This is a genomic window from Yersinia canariae (assembly GCF_009831415.1).
GTDB lineage: Bacteria > Pseudomonadota > Gammaproteobacteria > Enterobacterales > Enterobacteriaceae > Yersinia > Yersinia canariae.
In genome coordinates this window covers 577,471-596,801 of the sequence record NZ_CP043727.1, presented here as the reverse complement: position 1 = coordinate 596,801, position 19,331 = coordinate 577,471, and the positions used below count along the sequence as shown (strand labels likewise).

Here is a 19,331-nt window from a genome sequence, read left to right as displayed (position 1 = left end):
CACTTGAAAAATCAGTAAAAATAGAAGTAAAACAAAATTATCCTTTAAAAACATAGTAATAAAATCTTCATTTTAAAACTTAAAATAAACATATAATTATTTAAATTGCCTAAAAAACGTCTAAAACAGAGATTTAATTTGATATCAATCACAACTTAAATCATTTATTCACAGATAATTTATAAGATGGATCTAGATCACAAAAGTCCCAAAACTTTACCCTAGAATTCAAATCCATCTGAAATGGAACAGTGTTCTTTTTTTATTTAAATAGTACCAATACAGTTAATAACCTTGTTCTTACTAGGTGGAAAATCTATTTAATAAAAATAAATGAATTAATTAAATTAACCAAAGACACTTTATTTTTAATCATGTAAATCATAAAAAATAAGGAAAGTGATGATGAAAACGTTGAGTAAAAAAAACTTATTACTGGCTATTCTTCTGGGATCTTCACCCTTTATTTATGCTGCGGAAAGCCATCCATTATTATTAAAAATGGATGATATAAACTATAGCATTGACCAAGTTAAGCAAAACAACCCGTTATATGAAAAATCCTATAAAAATCTGATAACTAAGGCGGACAAGGCCCTGAAAAAACCACTCTATTCGGTCATGGATAAAAGCCTGTTGGCCGCCAGTGGTGATAAACATGACTATTACAGCTTCCCGCCTTATTGGTGGCCGGACCCAAGCAAGAAAGACGGCATGCCTTATTTGCGCAAAGACGGGGAAACAAATCCTGATGCTAACAGTGACGCGACGGATAAAAAGCGCATGAACAACCTCAGTGAAGATGTCTATTATCTGGCATTGGCTTACAGCTTTACCGGCAAGCCCGAGTATGCCGAAAAAGCGCGCGATCAATTGGTTAACTGGTTTGTTAATCCGAATACCCGAATGAATCCGAATCTCCAATATGCTCAAGCAATCCCAGGTATCAATGAGGGACGAGGTATTGGCCTAATCGATAGCCGGGCACTGGTTGACGTAATTGATGCGGTTGAATTGATAAGGCCCGCGAATGTACTCAATGAAGCTGACTATCAAGCTCTCAAACTATGGTACAAAGATTTTTACCAATGGATGATGACTAGCCAGAACGGTTTCGAAGAAGATAATTGGCACAATAACCACGGCACCTACTTCGACATGCAAGCCGCCTCTTTTGCCTTGTTTAGTGACCAAAAATCCGCAGCGCAAAAACGCCTTGAAATCACACAACTTCGTCGAATTCCATCTCATTTTGATATACAAGGCCGACAAAATGCGGAACTGGAACGCACCCGTCCGTGGCATTACAGCAATTTCCATCTGGAAGCCTATAACAAACTGGGCCGACTGGGCGAAGTGGCCGATAAAGATATCTGGAACTTTAGCCTTGACGAACACAGCCTAAAAAAAGGCTATCAATATGTGGCGGGCTTTATCAACACCGACCAAGTCTGGCCCTATAAAGACCTGGATGGAGTGCAAGATAAAAAAGCACTGGTCAATATGATAACAGCCGCCCGTGCCTACCCGGCTGATCCTGATTTCCAACAGAAAGCACAATATCTGATGGCCAAATACCCGGATGCCATTGAAATCCTGCTCTACCCATTAACACAGCCCCTGAACGCAAAAAAATAAGCATCGTCGAGGACATACCAGATATGAAGCAGTTTACGGATCGGCAGATGGCTAAAATTCGCCAGCGCGTTGTGTTACATCAGGGAAATACCGAACGATATCAGGGAAGTACCGAGCAGCAACAGGGAAATAGAGTGCAGCAGCCGGAGATTATTGCCACGCTGATTTCGGGTAATCAGGTGGTTTTGGACTCAGACACACTGGTCCCCGCCACCGGCATCGCCACCTGGAACCATTACTATTATTGCCCCGATCACGGAGTGAAGTTGGAGTGGGATCGCTATTCACCGACGCAACACCGTTGCCCGATAGACTCTCATTCATTTAGGGGAGAACCCTATGATGGTGCCTGGTGGCGGGCGCTTAACGGCTTAAATGCTAAGGCCTGTAATCAGCTCGGTTTGTTGTGGCAACTTACGGGTGAGATACGTTACTTCGAAAAGGTGCGGGATATTCTCATCAATTATGCCCGCTACTATCCTGACTATGCAGTCCATGGAGGCATTCCTTACAACGGGCCGGGCAAGGCCAATGCGCAGACATTGTGTGAGGCGAATTGTCTGCTCGATTTCGCATTGGGTTATGATTTTATTGCCGATGCGCTCAGTCAGGAGCAACGCGACTGTATCGCCGGGCGCTTATTGCGGGAGGGCGCTGATTTCCTGATGCAACACCGCACCCGCCAATTGCATAACCATGAAGTGAAAATCAGCAGCGCTATCGCGGTCATTGGCCTCATTCTTGAAGATGAGCATTATGTCGAGTTTGCGGTGAATGCCGAATATGGCCTGCGTTATCAGCTAGAACATGGGCTGTTCAATGAGGGGCTATGGTTTGAAGGCTCAGTGCATTATCACTTTTATGCACTGCAAGGTTTCTGGTCATTTGAAAAACTGGCCGCCGGTAGCCGCTATAGTTTGCTGTCGCTGCCTTATTACCGGGATATGCTCAGTTTCCCCTTAAAACTGCTGATGCCCGATGGCACATTCCCTCGCATTAATGATTGCACTGCGGGTCAGGAGCAACTCAATCATACCCATGTGTATGAATTTGCTTTTAAAACCTATGGCCATGATGAATATGCTGCTGCCCTGCACCATATTTATCGCCAGAAACCCCGCCTAAATTTAGATGCGCTGCTGTACGGCGTTGAAGAATTACCACCGCAAATAATTGATGTCATTCCAACAGATACGCTGCATGCGCCGGATTGTGGATTGACCATTTTGCGTCAACCGCAGTCTGGCCGTGCTTTGTTGGTAAAACACAGCCCTTATGGGGGTGAGCATGATCATTATGATCGGCTGAATTTAATTCTGTTCGAGCAAGGGCAAGAGATCCTGCCGGATTTAGGCACTACCGGCTATGGTGCTCAACTGCATTATGGCTACTACAAGAACAGTGCGACTCACAATACACTCAGTATTAATCAGGCAAATCAACCACCCGCGGTACCGGTTATCCATAACTGGCATCAATCGGCAAACTTTAGTTGGCTGGATACCGAGGTAGATTGGGGTAAAAAAGCCCCCGAGTTGGATAGCCACACCCGTGTCCAATGGGATAGCGAAGCTTACCGAGATGTAAAATTCCGCCGCCGTATTCTGTGGCTGGAAGACGCCATTATTGATCTCAGTGCTATCGTCAATCCACATCAACAGGAGTGGAATTGGGCACTGCATATCGATGGGATGGCAGTGGGGCCAATGGGAGAAAGTGCCGCCGTCAGCGAAAGTGGCCCGATGCAATATTTACATCACGTCACCGCTCAACCACTTAATGGTGTCATTCAGTGTCATTATCAAACGGCTGCACGCCCACTATCACTCTGGCTGGCAGCAGATGCCACGCTATACCAAGGGTTAGCGCCGGCAAATCCATCCGTGCGTGATATTAGTTATCTGATTTTGCGTCATCATCAACCCGAAGCACTGGTTACCTGCGTATTGGATATGAATAACCGCGACCCGCTATCACAGGTGCAGATAGACAATGATGGCGAGATATTATCTATCAAATTGACCCGTCAACAGCAGGTTATACAGGTAAAAATCCCCTTTACCGACAGTGGCCTACCACTATTCAGTTAATTTTATTTAGGATGGGGCAGCGGCTGCCCCGCTTTCCCCACACTTATCTCTTTCAGTAGAGACATTCCCAGCATATCCTCTCTGATAATAAGGTCTCTGGCGCTAAAATGCCTGATAACGTGATTTAGCTAACATTTACTGCATATGATTAATCTGAATTAATATGCAAAATTTCCGTATAAACTCGGATGTAACAAATAATTTTGGATTAACAAATAAAATACAAATTCTATTAGGAACCCGCTCTCATTGCTCATATCCCATAATAATAGCTCGGCCGATGTATCCGCCGTGTTAAATATAACGCTACTGTTTTGCATAATACCCAGTACAGTTTTGAATAAATACCGACTTTAATGAATTAAAATGATGTTTTATTCATTTTCTAGTCAAAAGGCATTTAAAAATCGAATGAAAACATGACGCGCGTCACAGAATGAATGAGTGTTATGACTAGAATAGCCGCCATCAGTTCGTTTTTCGAAAATATCGTTTAAAACGAAAACCTTGTTTAAAACCAGAAATTTGTTTAAAAAAAACAGAGACCTTACGCAAATGGAAAATAACAACAAGAAAATGGCGCATATAAGGCGGACAACGCATCTCATGATGCCGGCACACCGTAGCTATTTTAGTTTTTCTTATTTCCACTTTAGATAATACCCCCTCTGCGATGACATCCGTTTTTATTGGATAGTCATTGTCTATGCTCAATATTTAACAGATACGAAAAGTGTTTTCTCCCTTTGCGTTATGTTAACTATTGTCTGCTTTCTCCGAAAAGACGAATACTCGTAATGTTTTTACGCCTAATAGATTGTTTCAAACTATGACTCAATTTCTATTGGCTGGTATTTAAAGTCTTTCAGCAGAAACATAGCTATCCCGTAAAAAATTAATGTCACCTCTGTCATCAATGCTTAATGACATGAGGATCACTGCGCCTGAAATTCAGTTAATTTCTTTACATCATGGCAAAGTGTTGCGCAGAAAAGCAGACTGTTTATTAATGAATATTAATTCATTGATACGGGCTGCTATACACAGAATTTATTAAACGACTAAATCCAACTTGAAAGAATGTTGGACGGGTTCATATACCCTAAATAAAATAAGAGAGAAAAATAAATGAAAAAATTAAATATCGCGGCGAGTACGTCAGCCATAACTTGTTTTGAATCACAGCGTGAAGTTGTAGATGTTTTACACACAGACTTTACTGATGTTGCTGCCGTGGTGCTTTCTGTTCAAGACATTAATAATGGTGTCATTGAAAGCATTCATTCATTAGGCCTGGACATTCCTATTTTTGCAGCAGTTTGCTGTGAAGAAGAACTGAATTCTGATGTGTTACCATCTTTAAATGGTGTATTTGAACTGTGCGGTGACAATACTGATTTTTATGGTAAACAACTGGAATCAGCCGCAGATAAATATGAAAAAGAGTTACTACCACCATTCTTCAATACATTAAAAAAATATGTTGAAATGGGGAATTCTACGTTTGCTTGCCCAGGGCACCAAGGTGGTCAATTCTTCCGTAAACATCCAGCGGGTCGTCAATTTTTTGATTTCTACGGCGAAACTATTTTCCGCTCTGACATGTGTAATGCTGACGTCAAATTAGGTGATTTGCTTATTCATGAGGGCGCACCTTGTGATGCTCAAAAACATGCAGCAAAAGTATTTAATGCCGATAAAACCTATTTCGTACTGAACGGGACATCTGCTTCGAATAAAGTCGCAACGAATGCCCTATTAGCGCGTGGTGACCTAGTGCTGTTTGACCGTAATAACCATAAATCCAACCACCATGGTGCGCTGATTCAAGCCGGAGCTACACCCGTATATCTGGAAACTGCCCGTAACCCATTTGGTTTCATTGGTGGTATTGATGCTCACTGTTTTGAAGAAAAATACCTGCGTGAACAGATACGTAGCGTAGCACCTGAACGTGCTAATGAAGCCCGTCCATTCCGTCTGGCGATTATCCAATTAGGGACTTATGACGGCACCATTTATAACGCCCGTCAGGTAGTGGATAAAATTGGTCATCTTTGTGATTATATTCTGTTCGACTCTGCGTGGGTGGGCTACGAGCAATTTATTCCAATGATGAAAGATTGCTCACCATTATTGCTTGAACTGAATGAAAACGACCCAGGCATTATCGTTACTCAGTCAGTACATAAACAACAAGCCGGTTTCTCGCAAACTTCGCAAATTCATAAGAAAGATAAACATATTAAAGGCCAAGACCGTTATTGCAATCATAAACGTTTTAACAATGCCTTTATGTTGCATGCATCTACTAGCCCATTCTATCCATTATTCGCAGCATTAGATGTCAATGCGAAAATGCATGAAGGGAAAAGTGGCCAACGTATGTGGCTCGATTGTGTTAAGACCGGTATTGAAGCACGTAAAATGATCTTGAATACCTGTAGCATGATTAAACCTTTTGTTCCGGTAGACGTGGATGGCAAACTTTGGCAGGAATATGACACCGATGCCATGGCACAAGACTTGCGTTTCTTTAATTTTATTCCCGGCGAAAAATGGCATGCATTTGAAGGTTATGAAGAGTCACAATACTTCGTTGACCCGTGCAAACTATTATTAACCACACCAGGCATTGATACTAATACCGGTGAATATACAGCATCGGGTATTCCAGCAACTATTCTGGCTAATTTCCTGCGTGAAAATGGTATTGTGCCAGAAAAATGTGACCTTAACTCTATTCTATTCTTATTAACACCAGCAGAAGACTTAGCGAAAATGCAACATCTGGTTGCCCAGATTGCGCGCTTTGAACGTTTTATTGAAGAAGATGCTCTGTTATGTGATGTTTTACCGACGGTCTATCGTAATAACGAAACTCGCTATAAAAATTATACTATTGGTAAATTATGTCAGGAAATGCATGACCTTTATGTCAGCTACGATGTGAAACAACTGCAAAAAGAAATGTTCCGTAAACAATATTTCCCTAAAGTCATGATGAATCCTCAGGATGCCAATATTGAATTCGTCCGTGGACATGCTGAATTAGTTCCATTATGTAAAGCAGAAGGTCGAATTGCCGCTGAAGGCGCACTTCCTTACCCACCAGGAGTATTGTGTGTTGTCCCTGGTGAAGTATGGGGCGGGGCAGCTCAACGTTATTTCCTGGCACTTGAAGAGAGCATCAACTTATTGCCTGGCTTTGCACCTGAATTACAAGGTGTTTATTTACAAGTCGATGAAGACAGATGGAACCGCGCATACGGCTATATGATGAAATAATAAAGAAAAAGAGTTTACGCCACAAATTATTTGGTGTTGCAGCAAAGAGAATAACAATGCTGTGATTTCAAATAATAAGGGGATTTATACAACACCAATATTCGCTCAAACCTGCGGGGATTAATGATTCCCGCAGTCTCTGAAATTTAAAAAGAGATAATAAAAATGAGTAAATCCAATAATAAGATGGGAGTAGTACAGCTGACTATTCTGACTGCCGTCAATATGATGGGGTCAGGCATAATTATGCTGCCAACCAAACTCGCCGAAGTAGGGACGATTTCTATCGTTTCATGGTTAGTCACCGCAGTCGGCTCTATGGCGCTAGCTTATGCTTTTGCCCAATGCGGGATGTTCAGCCGTAAATCAGGCGGTATGGGTGGTTATGCAGAATACGCTTTCGGCAAATCCGGCAACTTTATGGCCAACTATACCTATGGGGCATCCCTGTTGATTGCCAATATCGCCATTGCAATATCGGCGGTGGGCTACGGGACGGAATTACTGGGTGCCAGCTTAACCCCACTCGGCATCTGTATCGCCACTATCGGCGTGCTGTGGTTGGCTACCGTGGCTAACTTCGGCGGCGCACGTATTACCGGCCAGATCAGTAGCGTTACTATCTGGGGGGTTATTATCCCCGTGGTGGGTATTTCGATTATTGGTTGGTTCTGGTTTAGTGGCTCAGCTTACATCGCTGCATGGAATCCACATAACGTGCCCGTCTTTGAAGCTGTCGGCTCTTCCATCTCAATGACATTATGGGCCTTCCTTGGTTTGGAATCTGCCTGCGCGAACACCGACGCCGTAGAAAACCCTGAACGTAATGTTCCGATCGCAGTATTGGGTGGGACTTTAGGTGCAGCGGTTATCTATATTATTTCGACTAACGTCATCGCCGGTATTGTTCCTAATATGGATTTGGCCAACTCTACCGCACCGTTTGGTTTAGCATTCGCTTATATGTTCACCCCAGCAGTCGGTAAAATCATCATGGCATTGATGATTATGTCTTGCGTAGGTTCATTACTTGGCTGGCAGTTCACCATCGCTCAGGTGTTCAAATCCTCTGCCGATGAAGGTTTCTTCCCGAAAATCTTCTCTAAAGTAAGTAAAGCAGATGCGCCAATCAAAGGGATGCTGACCATTGTTATCATCCAGAGTGGATTGTCGCTGATGACCATTAGCCCGTCACTGAATAAACAATTCAACGTGCTGGTCAATTTGGCGGTTGTAACCAATATCATCCCTTATATTCTGTCGATGGCAGCCTTGGTGATTATTCAGAAAACCGCCAATGTTGCCCCAGCCAAAGCCCGTAAAGCCAATATCATTGCCTTTATCGGTGCAATGTACAGCTTCTATGCTCTTTACAGTTCCGGTCAGGAAGCGATGACTTGGGGTGCGATTGTGACCTTCCTCGGTTGGACACTTTACGGCTTGGTTTCACCGCGCTTTGAGTTTGCAGCAAAGAATAAATAAGCAGCGGCATTGCTTATATTGAGCAAAATAGGTTTGATTTAGCCCGATTAGGTGCCAGCAGATAAAAAAGTCAGGATGCAATATGGAATTCCGGTAATAATGTTCCGAACCGCTACCCCCGGACTGGAATAAGATTATGTCGGACAGCCTTTGGTATCTCTATCTGCTGCGCACCGCCACCGGCATGCTGTATACCGGAATTACAACAGATGTGGCAAGAAGGCTTTCACAGCATCAAGCAGGAAAAGGCGCTAAAGCACTGCGGGGCAAGGGAGAGTTAGCTCTGGTATTTCACTGTAAAGCAGGGGATCGCTCGACGGCATTGAGGCTGGAATATCGAGTAAAACAACTCAGTAAGCAGCAAAAAGAGAAGCTGGTGATAAGCCAGCCTTCTACATTGAATGCCTTACTTATCGATAAGAAAATCATCGATAAAAAGTCAGCGGTTAAAACCGATTAAAAGGTGCTGAAAATACCACTTCGCCATCCGCATCAGTTAATGCATCTTCCGCTAACGCATAAACCTGAAAAGCGTTTTCAGTGCCAGGCCAACGGCAACTTAATTGATGACGAGCTGCCGGAACAAAGCCAAAGCGCTGATAATAAGCAGGTTCGCCTAACACCACGACAGCGGCATAACCGAACTCATTGAGAGAATCGAGGCCTTCATAGACCAATTTTTCAGCCAGACCTTGCCGACGTAGACTCTCTTCCACTGCCAGCGGAGCCAGCGCGACCCATTGACGGTCTTCACCGCCCACATCTACCGGGCTGAATGCAACATAGCCAACAACACCGCCTTCGTCATCTGTCGCCACAATACCCAGCGTGAGTAAACCGTCTTCGCGCAGTTGCTGCACTAATTCGGCTTCATCATCTCGCTTGAATACCTGGCGTAACAAGGCATCAATCCCCGGGGCATCGACTGGAATTTCAACCCTGATCAACACGATGCTAGTGTACGGGAAGAACTCGCCGTACCCTCTTGCTGACCTGCTTCAATAAATTCAGCCAGTTGTTGCAGGCCAACTCGCAGGAGCATCGGCATAGATTCCAATTCAATGGCATCCATCAGATTTTTCACATACAGGCCCAATTCGGTATCCCCTTCAATTCGCAACCGGCGCTGGAAAAACAGCGTATCCGGATCTTCTTTACGGGCAGCGATCAAAATCAGATCGTTGGCATCACCACTGAAGCTAACATCTGCCTCAGCCTGTTGGCTCACCACCAGCCTACCGTTTTCTACTGTCATAAACCATTGCAATGCAAGATCGCGCACTTCAATTTTTAACCAGCGGGACTCCAAAAACTCTAAATCACCGTCCAGCAGCGCCTGGCGGAATTGCCAACCCAACACCTGCTCCAAAACCTGGCGTTGCAAAGCAAATGGTGTCAGTTTTAACGGGCCCCGCAGCAGCGCCGGCCCTTGACGCACAAGACGTGCTCGTAGTTCTTCCAACACAGGCAGACTCCTCTTAACCCAGATAAAAAGTTAAATACTCAAAGTAATTGGCATCGCAGATAAGCTGCAAGCCCGCATATCCCAATAAGCTTACACCAGTAAGTGATTCGGATAAGTGCGCGCAACGAATATCCTGCGGTTTCAAGTATGAAGGGTATTTTGCCACATTGGCAAAATCGGAAAGTGGGTTATATCAATAAATTTTGCATCAGATCTTTGCTAAACATCAGAAGAATGTCACCAATGCGAAAGAAACTGCCTTAAATCAAGGTCAGTTCACCGCAGGTTAACTAAAATCGCCATTCGCGAAAACACTCATATCATCCTCGGATAGGGAAAATTCTATGGAGCTGCTTTGTCCTGCCGGCAATTTACCCGCATTAAAGGCCGCAATCGATAATGGCGCAGACGCAGTTTATATCGGCTTGAAAGATGATACGAACGCCCGCCATTTTGCCGGACTCAATTTCACCGATAAGAAATTACAAGAAGCGGTCAATTACGTTCACAATCGTAAGCGCAAATTACATATCGCTATTAATACCTTCGCCCATCCTGACGGCTATTCGCGCTGGCAACGGGCGGTGGATATGGCGGCACAACTGGGAGCTGACGCCCTGATTCTGGCGGATTTAGCGATGTTAGAATATGCCGCTGAACGTTACCCAGAAGTTGAACGCCATGTGTCGGTGCAAGCCTCTGCAACCAATGACGAAGCCATCCGTTTCTATCAACGCCACTTTGATGTCGCGCGCGTTGTTTTACCGCGCGTGCTATCCATGCACCAAGTGAAACAGTTGTCGCGCACCAGCCCGGTTCCGCTGGAAGTGTTTGCCTTTGGCAGTTTGTGCATTATGGCTGAAGGCCGATGCTATCTTTCATCTTATTTGACCGGCGAATCCCCAAACACGGTGGGAGCTTGTTCTCCGGCGCGTTTTGTTCGCTGGCAGCAAACTCCTCAAGGAATGGAATCTCGCCTCAATGAGGTGTTAATCGACCGCTATGAGGATAACGAAAATGCCGGTTATCCAACATTGTGCAAAGGGCGATATCTGGTGGATGGCCAGCGCTATCATGCACTGGAAGAGCCGACCAGCCTAAATACCCTTGAGCTGCTGCCCGAATTGTTTGCCGCCAATATTGCTTCAGTAAAAATTGAAGGACGTCAGCGCAGCCCTGCTTATGTCAGTCAAGTTGCCAAAGTCTGGCGACAGGCGATTGACCGCTATCTGGCAAATCCTGCGCAGTTTTCCGCCAAAGAAGAATGGATGGAACAACTGGGCGCAATGTCCGAGGGCACCCAAACTACCCTGGGCGCTTATCATCGTAAGTGGCAGTAGCCGGAGGAAACATGAAGTACGCCTTAGGCGCAGTACTCTATTACTGGCCAAAAACTGATATTGAAGCTTTTTATCAAGCCGCGGCTAACAGTCGCGCCGATATCATTTATCTTGGTGAAAATGTTTGTACCAAACGCCGTGAAATGAAAGTTGGCGACTGGCTAGATTTAGCCAAAGCCGTTGCCGCCAGCGGCAAGCAGGTGGTGATTTCCACACTGGCACTGCTGCAAGCGCCATCAGAACTCAATGAATTGAAGCGCTATGTGGAAAACGGCGAGTTTTTGCTGGAGGCGAATGATTTGGGCGCGGTGAATATGGCGGCTGAACGTGGTTTACCCTTTGTTGCTGGCCATGCTCTCAATTGCTACAACGCCTATACCCTGCGAATTTTACATCGCCAAGGCATGATGCGCTGGTGCATGCCAGTTGAGCTATCTCGCGATTGGCTGGTTAATGTGCTGCAACAGTGCGAAGAGCTGGGGTTCCGCAATCAGTTTGAAGTCGAGGTATTGAGCTACGGCCATTTACCGCTAGCTTATTCCGCTCGCTGTTTCACCGCGCGTTCAGAAGACCGGGCCAAAGACGAATGCGAAACATGCTGCATTAAGTACCCGCAGGGGCGAACGGTGCTATCACAAGAAGGCCAACAGGTGTTCGTCCTCAATGGTATTCAAACCCAGAGCGGCTACTGCTACAACCTGGGAAATGATCTGATGTCCATGAAAGGTTTAGTCGATATTGTTCGTCTTTCACCACAAAGCACAGAAACGCTAAGTGTCATAGAGCAATTTCGCGCCAATGAGTCGGGGTTGAATCCGCTGATTCTGACCGACAAAGCAGATTGTAACGGTTATTGGCGGCGATTGGCTGGGCTGGAATTGGTGTCGTAAACCATACAATAAACAGGGAGAGCAGCACTGCCCTCCCTGTCATTTATGCTGATTAGCACTTAATCACACTGGCACTTTTGGGCCATTATCGCGATGATTTGACTGTCGGTTTGCCGCATTGCGCCGCAGGCCAGTGCGCACAAATTAGCAATCGACTGATCAACATCATCAGCGACTATCCCTTCATTGCCACTAACCCCACTACTGTCCAACGCCATTAACACCGCCTTATACGCCGCACTGACACTGGTGGAAACTTTCATTGCGCAGCTATTAGCAGCACCATCACAGATAATTCCACTGATATCACCGATCATGCTGCCGATAGCCAATGCCACCGGCTCAAAACCTGGCTCAAACAACCAGGCCATTCCCGCCGCGGCCCCCATTGCAGCCGTCGTTGCAGCGCATAATGCAGACAATGTTGGCAGCTGACTGTGAATATAAATCGCCATCAGATGAGAAAGAATGAGCGCTCGCGCCAGTTCTTCTTCACTCGCCCCGACATACTCAGCGACGACCAACACCGGCATGGTGGCAGCAATTCCCTGATTACCGGAGCCGGAATTACTCATGGCCGGCAACAACGCGCCGCCCATACGCGCATCAGATGCCGCGGCTGAACGAATCATAATATCCGACAATAAATCTTTAACCAGCAACCCCCGCCCGCGCTGGCGCATCAACGACGCGCCAATATGCAAACCGTATTTGCCGCTCAACCCCTCCTGCGACAGTGCCCCATTCAATTTAGCGGCCTGCAAAATGAAAGCAATCTGCTCAAATGGCACTTGGGTTGCGAATTGATAAACCTGACGAGCCGTCGCCTGTTTTAAACAATCATGAGCATGGCTCGCCACCTGTGCCGACGAAGTCCCCTGCGCAAGTTCAAACAGAATATTGCCATTGATGACAATCTTCACAACTTGAGTATGCCCGCCAGCAATAGTGACACAAGCCCATTGCTCCCCCTGATATACCGTAGCTTCGGCAAACAGAATTTCATCACTGGAATGCATTTCAACTCGCACATCCCCTTGTTCCAGCATTTTTTTCGCATCTGCCACCTGCTGCTGACTCAAGTTTTTCAACACCTCCAACCCACCAGCCGGATCTCCCCCTAACGCCCCCACTGCGGCGGCGATAGGCAGCCCAACCATACCGGTGCCGGGTACTGTTACCCCCATGCCATTTTTCATCAGATTTGGCGAAACCCGCGCCACAATACGTTCAGCTTTGGCGGGTAAATACGAGGCAGCAATTGCTGACGCCAGTGCCAATGCTATCGGTTCAGTACATCCCACGGCAGGTTGCACATCTCGTTGAACTACACGGATAAACGCCGTCCATAAAGCAGAATCAGTTGTGTTACTCATAATAAATACCTTCAAACATTTACAGCAGGTAATGTCAGATGCCGTTATTTCAAGAGAATGCCAGGAATGGAGAAATACACAGTAAAACACCGGTGATAATAATAATCATCAGAGAAAAACCTTTATATTTATGCAGCGCTGGCACTTTGTAGACTAAATATGCAGGAATCAAACACCCCACCATCCCGAATATTGGGCTGCAAATCGAGGTAAAACTCAACACCGGCGCATTTAATATAATCGCGCCCCATGCTAGTAATACGGCAAAGACCATAATGCCGTTTTGCACCCAGCGCTCATTAATATTTTCTGGTGGCATCATGCGGCGTAGTATATTAAGTACAATACCTTGTGTTGCTTCACGGAAACCTAAATAAACACCAAAGAATGCCGTCATCACTGCAAATATATTTAAAATAACGCTGACGACTGTTGCCCATCCACCGGGGAAGAATTTAGCGGCAATCGCCAGAGCTGAAATATTCTGTTCATAAGCTTTAACAGCTTCATCATGGCCCATTGCCAGCGTAAAGGAAACCGCATAGAAAAAGACCGTACAGAATAAAATACCAAAAGCAATATTCATTGCCCGCAACGCTTTATGCCGAGCAACTTCCAGTGATTTTTCTTTTGCCCGATAGGAGATAACCATTGGGCTGAGTGTTTGAATAAACAAGATAGAGGTCAGTGTAAATGGTAATGTAATTATTGCATTTTTTATCAGCAAGCCCGCGGGTGGCAGCATACCTACATTATATAAATGCCACATTCCCACCATCGAAACACCCAGTGCAGCGACCACTAACAGCTTGGTAATCACCATAAAACTCGACAGTTTAAACAGCAGCTTTTCACCCCGGGAGGAGATAGCCACCAATACGCAAATCAGCACCAGACCATAGAAAGGATTATCTGATAATAGCCCTTCCGTCACACCGAATGTTTGTAAATAGGAAGCGCTGTCATTCGTGATGGCAGTGGAATAAACAAACATCCAGATGACCAACATAATAAAATAGAGCGCACCTAAAATAACACCCCAGTTTTTCCCTAAATATCCACTGATAACACTGGGGTAATCTTTACATTCTGGTGACTCTGCCAGCGTATTAATAAATAATCTCTGGAAAAGATACATGGCAGGATAGCCAATAACAGAAGAAAGCAAAAACACCCATAATCCCATTAACCCAACCTGTACCGGCAAAAATACAATTCCTGCGCCGATAGCCATACCAATACTCATTATTACCCAGCCAAAATCTGTACTATCAAACTTAATTGCTTCCCGCCATTCTCTTTCTGTCATATTGGCATTTTTTGCCGCGGGAGAGTCAATCAAAATGACACTCTCATTAGTTCTTGCCGTTTCCATAATAGATCTCGCCTTAATCACTGGTTAGTAGGTTTTATTGTTATAAAAATGTACAGAGCGAGTTATCTGGTATTTATCCTATTTCTAATAAATACCAGAGGGCAGGTGTTCTTATTTTTTGGCTATATTACGCTGGGAAATAGAGAATGTTTTTTTTACTTCACCCATACAGAGAGACCATAACAGAAAATTATTCTACAAAAAGAGTCTTATACTGAATTTTAATCTCCAAAAATGATCAACATGCAGAATATTGTTTCAAAAAAAAAGCGAGGCAATACTAACTAATTGATAGATATGAGTTATGTGGGAATTACTAGTATATTAGGACTGCTGTGCATCGTTTTATCCGCCGTAAATATGTGATGGCCGTCAACCCATATTAACCATGCGATTTGAAAGGTTAATGTCATATTTGTCGATACAGTCACATCCAATACAGTAAAAAGCGCTTGAAACAGTATAAAATGTTTTATAATTGATTAATAAGTCACTAAATAAGAATAATAAACTGGTATCGGTTTATCGGATGCTCGCGACCCAGAAAGCCAACATTTTATGACTCAACTTACTTTATCGGCAAATGCTCCCATTGCTGTTCGAGTCAAATCTGCATGAATCAAACTGAATTTCGCTTCCAGCGGAACAGTGCTCGTAACCCTGCCCGGCGACGTAATGCACCAACGCTGATACCTCAATGGCTCCCAGCAGCAATAACAGCACCACCATGGCAATCACCACCGCTAACAACAGGGTAAATAACGTTTTCTTCTTCACAGGTTCACTAATTCTTTAATCGCCGCATTTATTACCCCATCAGCAGCGGTTATTTAGCTTATGCTGCTATGAGTAATAGCCTCGCATTATATGTCATTTTCTGTAGGTAAATTAATGCGGTTATAACTGAATAGATCCCCAAAGTCATTGGGGTTGCAGGTAGGCAATACACGACAAACCAGTCTGTACAGCCTTTAGCTAGCCCGCTGGATGAGACCTCAAAGAGGCTCTCTTAACCCCGATAATCTTGCACAAGTAAGTGATTCGGGTCAGAGCGCGCAGCTAACTTCCCGCAACTTCAAGGACAAAGGGAAAGTGCGTTCGCCCTTCAAGCGACTCGACATAAGGTTAAGATGGACGATTCTATGAATGATAATAATGTTTCTATCGCGGGCAGGTCACCAGTACCACTCTCGGTTCTCGATTTATCACCAATAGCACAAGGCAAAACCCCGCGCGATGCTTTTCATGCCTCGCTGGATTTGGCGCAACATGCTGAAAAGTGGGGTTATCAGCGCTACTGGCTGGCTGAGCATCATAATATGACCGGTATTGCCAGTGCCGCAACTTCCGTGTTGATTGGCTACATCGCTGGCGGAACCAGCACGATCCGCGTGGGGTCGGGGGGCGTTATGCTGCCCAACCATTCGCCATTGGTGATAGCTGAGCAGTTTGGCACCCTCGCTTCGCTGTATCCTGACCGCATCGATCTCGGCTTGGGCCGTGCTCCAGGTAGTGATCAGCGCACAATGATAGCACTGCGTCGCCATCTATCCGGTGAAGTCGATAACTTCCCGTCTGATGTGCGCGAATTACAAAACTATTTTGCTGACGTGCAACCAGGACAAGGGGTACAAGCCGTTCCCGGTCAAGGTTTGCATGTCCCTCTGTGGCTGCTGGGTTCCAGCCTGTATAGCGCGCAACTTGCTGCTGCCATGGGGTTACCTTTTGCTTTCGCCTCACATTTTGCGCCGGATATGCTATTTCAAGCGCTTAAATTGTATCGGGAAAACTTCAAACCCTCAGCTCAGTGGCCGAAACCTTATGCAATTGTGTGTGTGAATGTCGTCGCCGCAGATAGCGAGCGTGATGCCCATTTTCTGTTTACCTCGATGCAACAGCAGTTTGTCAATCTGCGCCGTGGTACACCGGGTCAGCTCCCTCCCCCCGTGGAAGATATGGAGAAAATTTGCTCGCCAGCCGAACAGTTTGGTGTCGACCAAGCACTACGCCTGTCTATCATTGGTGACAAGAACAAAGTTCGCCATGGACTTCAGTCATTATTGCGGGAAACACAAGCTGACGAATTGATGGTAAATGGCCAGATATTTGATCACCAAGCGCGATTGTACTCATTTGAAATCGTCGCCAGTTTGCAACAAGACTTGCAGCCAGTCGATCGTCTGTAATCTATTTACAGGTTAAATATTGCAGACATAAAAAAACCAGCCCGAAGGCTGGTTTTTATTTTTAACCATCTGAGATAGCTAAGACTTATGCATCACCGAAACGACGGCGAGCTGGTGCGGCAGGCGCTGCAGCATCATCGCGACGTGGTGCAGCTGAGCGCTGACCATCACGATTACCACGACGTTGTTCACCACCACCGGCTGGAGCACGGTCACTACCGAATGAACGGCGAGGAGGAGCACCAGCAGTTGCATCACGACGTTCGCCACCGAATGAACGGCCACCGCCACGACGCTCACCACCGTTACCACCCGCTGGACGCTCACGGCGTTCATGCGGCTGTGCATCACCCAACAGCTGCATGTTCAACGGCTTGTTCAGGATACGAGTGCGGGTAAAGTGAGATAACATTTCGCCCGGCATGCCTTTTGGTAATTCGATAGTTGAATGGGAAGCAAACAACTTGATGTTACCAATATAACGGCTGCTGATATCGCCTTCATTAGCGATAGCGCCAACGATATGACGAACTTCAACACCATCATCACGGCCCACTTCAATGCGATACAGTTCCATCTCACCCACATCACGACGTTCGCGACGTGCTGGACGCTCGCCACCATCACGGCTGTCAGAGCGAGGCTCACGACGGCTGTCACGACGGCTATCACCACGATCACTACCACGGTCGTCACGAGAATTGAATTCACGCTGTGGACGACGCGGCGCTTCCGGTGGCAAGATCAGAGGACGTTCGCCCTGTGCCATTTTCAGCAGCGCAGCAGCCAGAGTCTCAATATCAAACTCTTCTTCTGGTTGCAGCTTAGCCAACAATGCACGGTACATATCCAAATCACTGCTTTCCAGTTGTTGACTGACTTTCGCCGCAAATTTAGCTAAACGACGTTCGCTCAGCAATTCTGCGTTTGGCAACTGAACTTCTGGAATAGTCAGCTTCATGGTACGTTCGATGTTCTGCAACAGGCGACGTTCACGGTTCTCAACGAACAGTAACGCGCGACCTGCACGACCTGCACGGCCAGTACGACCGATACGGTGAACGTAAGACTCTGAATCCATAGGGATATCATAGTTAACAACCAAGCTGATGCGCTCAACGTCCAGACCACGAGCAGCAACGTCAGTTGCGATCAGAATATCTAAACGGCCATCTTTCAGACGTTCCAGAGTCTGCTCACGCAGTGCCTGGTTCATATCGCCATTCAGTGCAGCGCTGCTATAACCGCTACGCTCCAAGGCTTCTGCAACTTCCAAAGTGGCATTTTTAGTACGAACGAAGATGATCGCGGCATCGAAATCTTCAGCTTCCAGGAAACGTACCAGTGCTTCATTTTTACGGTAACCGCCGCCAACTTTCCAATACACTTGGCTAATGTCAGGGCGAGTCGTCACGCTAGACTGGATACGAACTTCCTGTGGCTCTTTCATAAAGCGACGAGTAATACGGCGAATGGCTTCTGGCATGGTAGCAGAGAACAGCGCGGTCTGATGTTCAGCCGGGATCTGTGCCAGAATATTTTCGACGTCTTCGATAAAGCCCATACGCAGCATTTCATCTGCTTCGTCCAACACTAAACCTTTCAGGCCGGACAGGTTAAGGGTACCGCGTTTCAGGTGGTCTAACAGACGACCTGGGGTACCAACAACAACTTGTGGCCCCTGACGCAAAGCGCGTAATTGGACGTCATAACGTTGGCCACCGTACAAAGCCACAACGTTAACGCCTTTAATATCTTTAGAGAAGCTAGTTAATGCTTCAGCAACCTGAATCGCCAACTCACGGGTTGGAGCCAGTACCAGCACCTGTGGTGCTTTCAGTTCTGGGTCAATGTTGTGCAGCAGCGGAAGTCCGAAAGCAGCAGTTTTACCGCTACCGGTTTGCGCCATGCCAAGAACATCGCGACCGTTCAACAGGTGTGGAATACATTCCAATTGAATTGGAGATGGTTTTTCGTAACCCAAAGCAGTAAGGGCGGAAAGAATAGGAGCAGACAGCCCCAAATCAGCAAAAGAGGTTTCAAGCTCAGTAGTCATGTACACGTGCCTCATTAATAATGGCAGCCAGTCTACATAACTCGTCGAGAAAATTTTCAGTCATTTTCATTGAAAAGTGTGAACCGGCTCAAATTAGATTATAAAACGAACAAAAATGCCATCACCTGTTAGGGTGATTAACGTT

At 45.8% G+C, this 19,331-nt stretch carries 16 protein-coding genes; 9 read left to right on the top strand and 7 right to left on the bottom strand.

The annotated features are described in order from the left end of the window. Window positions 1–405: 405 nt before the first annotated feature. From F0T03_RS02830 to F0T03_RS02805, 6 genes are all read left to right on the top strand, one after another. Entirely contained in the window at window positions 406–1,638 is a 1,233-nt protein-coding gene (locus F0T03_RS02830) for an alginate lyase family protein (protein ID WP_159680639.1), read from the top strand. A gap of 23 nt (window positions 1,639–1,661) precedes the next feature. Next, window positions 1,662–3,728: a heparinase II/III domain-containing protein gene (locus F0T03_RS02825; protein WP_159677177.1), complete on the top strand. Its 2,067-nt coding sequence runs from the start codon at window positions 1,662–1,664 to the stop codon at window positions 3,726–3,728. A gap of 555 nt (window positions 3,729–4,283) precedes the next feature. Continuing rightward, entirely contained in the window at window positions 4,284–4,388 is a 105-nt protein-coding gene (gene speFL, locus F0T03_RS02820) for a leader peptide SpeFL (RefSeq protein WP_108088099.1), read from the top strand. 468 nt (window positions 4,389–4,856) lie between these two features. Continuing rightward, the gene (speF, locus tag F0T03_RS02815; RefSeq protein WP_159677176.1) at window positions 4,857–7,016 is read left to right on the top strand and encodes an ornithine decarboxylase SpeF; all 2,160 of its coding nucleotides are present in this window, start codon (window positions 4,857–4,859) and stop codon (window positions 7,014–7,016) included. A 165-nt stretch (window positions 7,017–7,181) separates the two neighbouring features. Then, entirely contained in the window at window positions 7,182–8,498 is a 1,317-nt protein-coding gene (gene potE / locus F0T03_RS02810) for a putrescine-ornithine antiporter (RefSeq protein ID WP_145556424.1), read from the top strand. 136 nt (window positions 8,499–8,634) lie between these two features. Beyond that, entirely contained in the window at window positions 8,635–8,958 is a 324-nt protein-coding gene (locus F0T03_RS02805; RefSeq protein ID WP_145556425.1) for a GIY-YIG nuclease family protein, read from the top strand. On the opposite strand, the gene F0T03_RS02800 is transcribed toward F0T03_RS02805, so the two are convergent. Then, complete coding sequence (locus F0T03_RS02800) at window positions 8,945–9,448, bottom strand: GNAT family N-acetyltransferase (protein WP_145556426.1); 504 nt, start codon at window positions 9,446–9,448, stop codon at window positions 8,945–8,947. The genes F0T03_RS02805 and F0T03_RS02800 overlap by 14 nt on opposite strands. After that, on the bottom strand, window positions 9,442–9,963 hold the full coding sequence (gene ubiT / locus F0T03_RS02795; protein ID WP_145556427.1) for a ubiquinone anaerobic biosynthesis accessory factor UbiT: 522 nt from the start codon (window positions 9,961–9,963) through the stop codon (window positions 9,442–9,444). The genes F0T03_RS02800 and ubiT overlap by 7 nt, the downstream gene beginning before the upstream one ends. 344 nt (window positions 9,964–10,307) lie before the next feature. Between ubiT and ubiU the strand changes: the two genes are divergently transcribed. Together ubiU and F0T03_RS02780 are read left to right on the top strand one after the other, a co-directional pair. Then, window positions 10,308–11,303: a ubiquinone anaerobic biosynthesis protein UbiU gene (ubiU, locus tag F0T03_RS02785; RefSeq protein WP_145556428.1), complete on the top strand. Its 996-nt coding sequence runs from the start codon at window positions 10,308–10,310 to the stop codon at window positions 11,301–11,303. 11 nt (window positions 11,304–11,314) lie between these two features. Next, window positions 11,315–12,193, top strand: a complete 879-nt coding sequence (locus F0T03_RS02780) for a U32 family peptidase (RefSeq protein WP_159677175.1) — start codon at window positions 11,315–11,317, stop codon at window positions 12,191–12,193. Window positions 12,194–12,252: 59 nt separating this feature from the next. Here the strand turns inward: F0T03_RS02780 and F0T03_RS02775 are convergent, their stop codons facing one another. From F0T03_RS02775 to F0T03_RS02765, 3 genes are all read right to left on the bottom strand, one after another. Continuing rightward, window positions 12,253–13,569, bottom strand: a complete 1,317-nt coding sequence (locus F0T03_RS02775) for an L-cysteine desulfidase family protein (protein ID WP_159677174.1) — start codon at window positions 13,567–13,569, stop codon at window positions 12,253–12,255. 49 nt (window positions 13,570–13,618) lie between these two features. Beyond that, window positions 13,619–14,944 carry an SLC5/6 family protein gene (locus F0T03_RS02770; RefSeq protein ID WP_145556431.1) on the bottom strand — a complete coding sequence of 442 codons (1,326 nt, stop codon included), beginning with the start codon at window positions 14,942–14,944 and terminating at the stop codon, window positions 13,619–13,621. Between the two features lie 573 nt (window positions 14,945–15,517). Further along, complete coding sequence (locus tag F0T03_RS02765) at window positions 15,518–15,721, bottom strand: hypothetical protein (protein WP_159677173.1); 204 nt, start codon at window positions 15,719–15,721, stop codon at window positions 15,518–15,520. A 353-nt stretch (window positions 15,722–16,074) separates the two neighbouring features. Between F0T03_RS02765 and F0T03_RS02760 the strand changes: the two genes are divergently transcribed. Further along, window positions 16,075–17,130 carry a luciferase-like monooxygenase gene (locus tag F0T03_RS02760; protein ID WP_162526860.1) on the top strand — a complete coding sequence of 352 codons (1,056 nt, stop codon included), beginning with the start codon at window positions 16,075–16,077 and terminating at the stop codon, window positions 17,128–17,130. An 85-nt stretch (window positions 17,131–17,215) separates the two neighbouring features. On the opposite strand, the gene F0T03_RS02755 is transcribed toward F0T03_RS02760, so the two are convergent. Continuing rightward, window positions 17,216–19,186, bottom strand: coding sequence for a DEAD/DEAH family ATP-dependent RNA helicase (locus F0T03_RS02755; protein WP_159677171.1), 1,971 nt, complete (start codon window positions 19,184–19,186; stop codon window positions 17,216–17,218). Continuing rightward, the gene (gene yrbN / locus F0T03_RS21870) at window positions 19,176–19,250 is read right to left on the bottom strand and encodes a protein YrbN (RefSeq protein WP_223499600.1); all 75 of its coding nucleotides are present in this window, start codon (window positions 19,248–19,250) and stop codon (window positions 19,176–19,178) included. Before yrbN ends, F0T03_RS02755 begins: the two co-directional genes overlap by 11 nt. Window positions 19,251–19,331: the final 81 nt, after the last annotated feature.

Excerpts from the sequence above, each read along its gene's own strand:
- F0T03_RS02775 (WP_159677174.1), bottom strand. The coding sequence starts at position 13,569 with ATGAGTAACACAACTGATTCTGCTTTATGGACGGCGTTTATCCGTGTA.
- speF (WP_159677176.1), top strand. The coding sequence starts at position 4,857 with ATGAAAAAATTAAATATCGCGGCGAGTACGTCAGCCATAACTTGTTTT.
- F0T03_RS02760 (WP_162526860.1), top strand. The coding sequence starts at position 16,075 with ATGGACGATTCTATGAATGATAATAATGTTTCTATCGCGGGCAGGTCA.
- F0T03_RS02755 (WP_159677171.1), bottom strand. The coding sequence starts at position 19,186 with ATGACTACTGAGCTTGAAACCTCTTTTGCTGATTTGGGGCTGTCTGCT.
- F0T03_RS02780 (WP_159677175.1), top strand. The coding sequence starts at position 11,315 with ATGAAGTACGCCTTAGGCGCAGTACTCTATTACTGGCCAAAAACTGAT.
- ubiU (WP_145556428.1), top strand. The coding sequence starts at position 10,308 with ATGGAGCTGCTTTGTCCTGCCGGCAATTTACCCGCATTAAAGGCCGCA.
- speFL (WP_108088099.1), top strand. The coding sequence starts at position 4,284 with ATGGAAAATAACAACAAGAAAATGGCGCATATAAGGCGGACAACGCAT.
- F0T03_RS02825 (WP_159677177.1), top strand. The coding sequence starts at position 1,662 with ATGAAGCAGTTTACGGATCGGCAGATGGCTAAAATTCGCCAGCGCGTT.
- F0T03_RS02770 (WP_145556431.1), bottom strand. The coding sequence starts at position 14,944 with ATGGAAACGGCAAGAACTAATGAGAGTGTCATTTTGATTGACTCTCCC.
- F0T03_RS02830 (WP_159680639.1), top strand. The coding sequence starts at position 406 with ATGAAAACGTTGAGTAAAAAAAACTTATTACTGGCTATTCTTCTGGGA.
- F0T03_RS02805 (WP_145556425.1), top strand. The coding sequence starts at position 8,635 with ATGTCGGACAGCCTTTGGTATCTCTATCTGCTGCGCACCGCCACCGGC.
- potE (WP_145556424.1), top strand. The coding sequence starts at position 7,182 with ATGAGTAAATCCAATAATAAGATGGGAGTAGTACAGCTGACTATTCTG.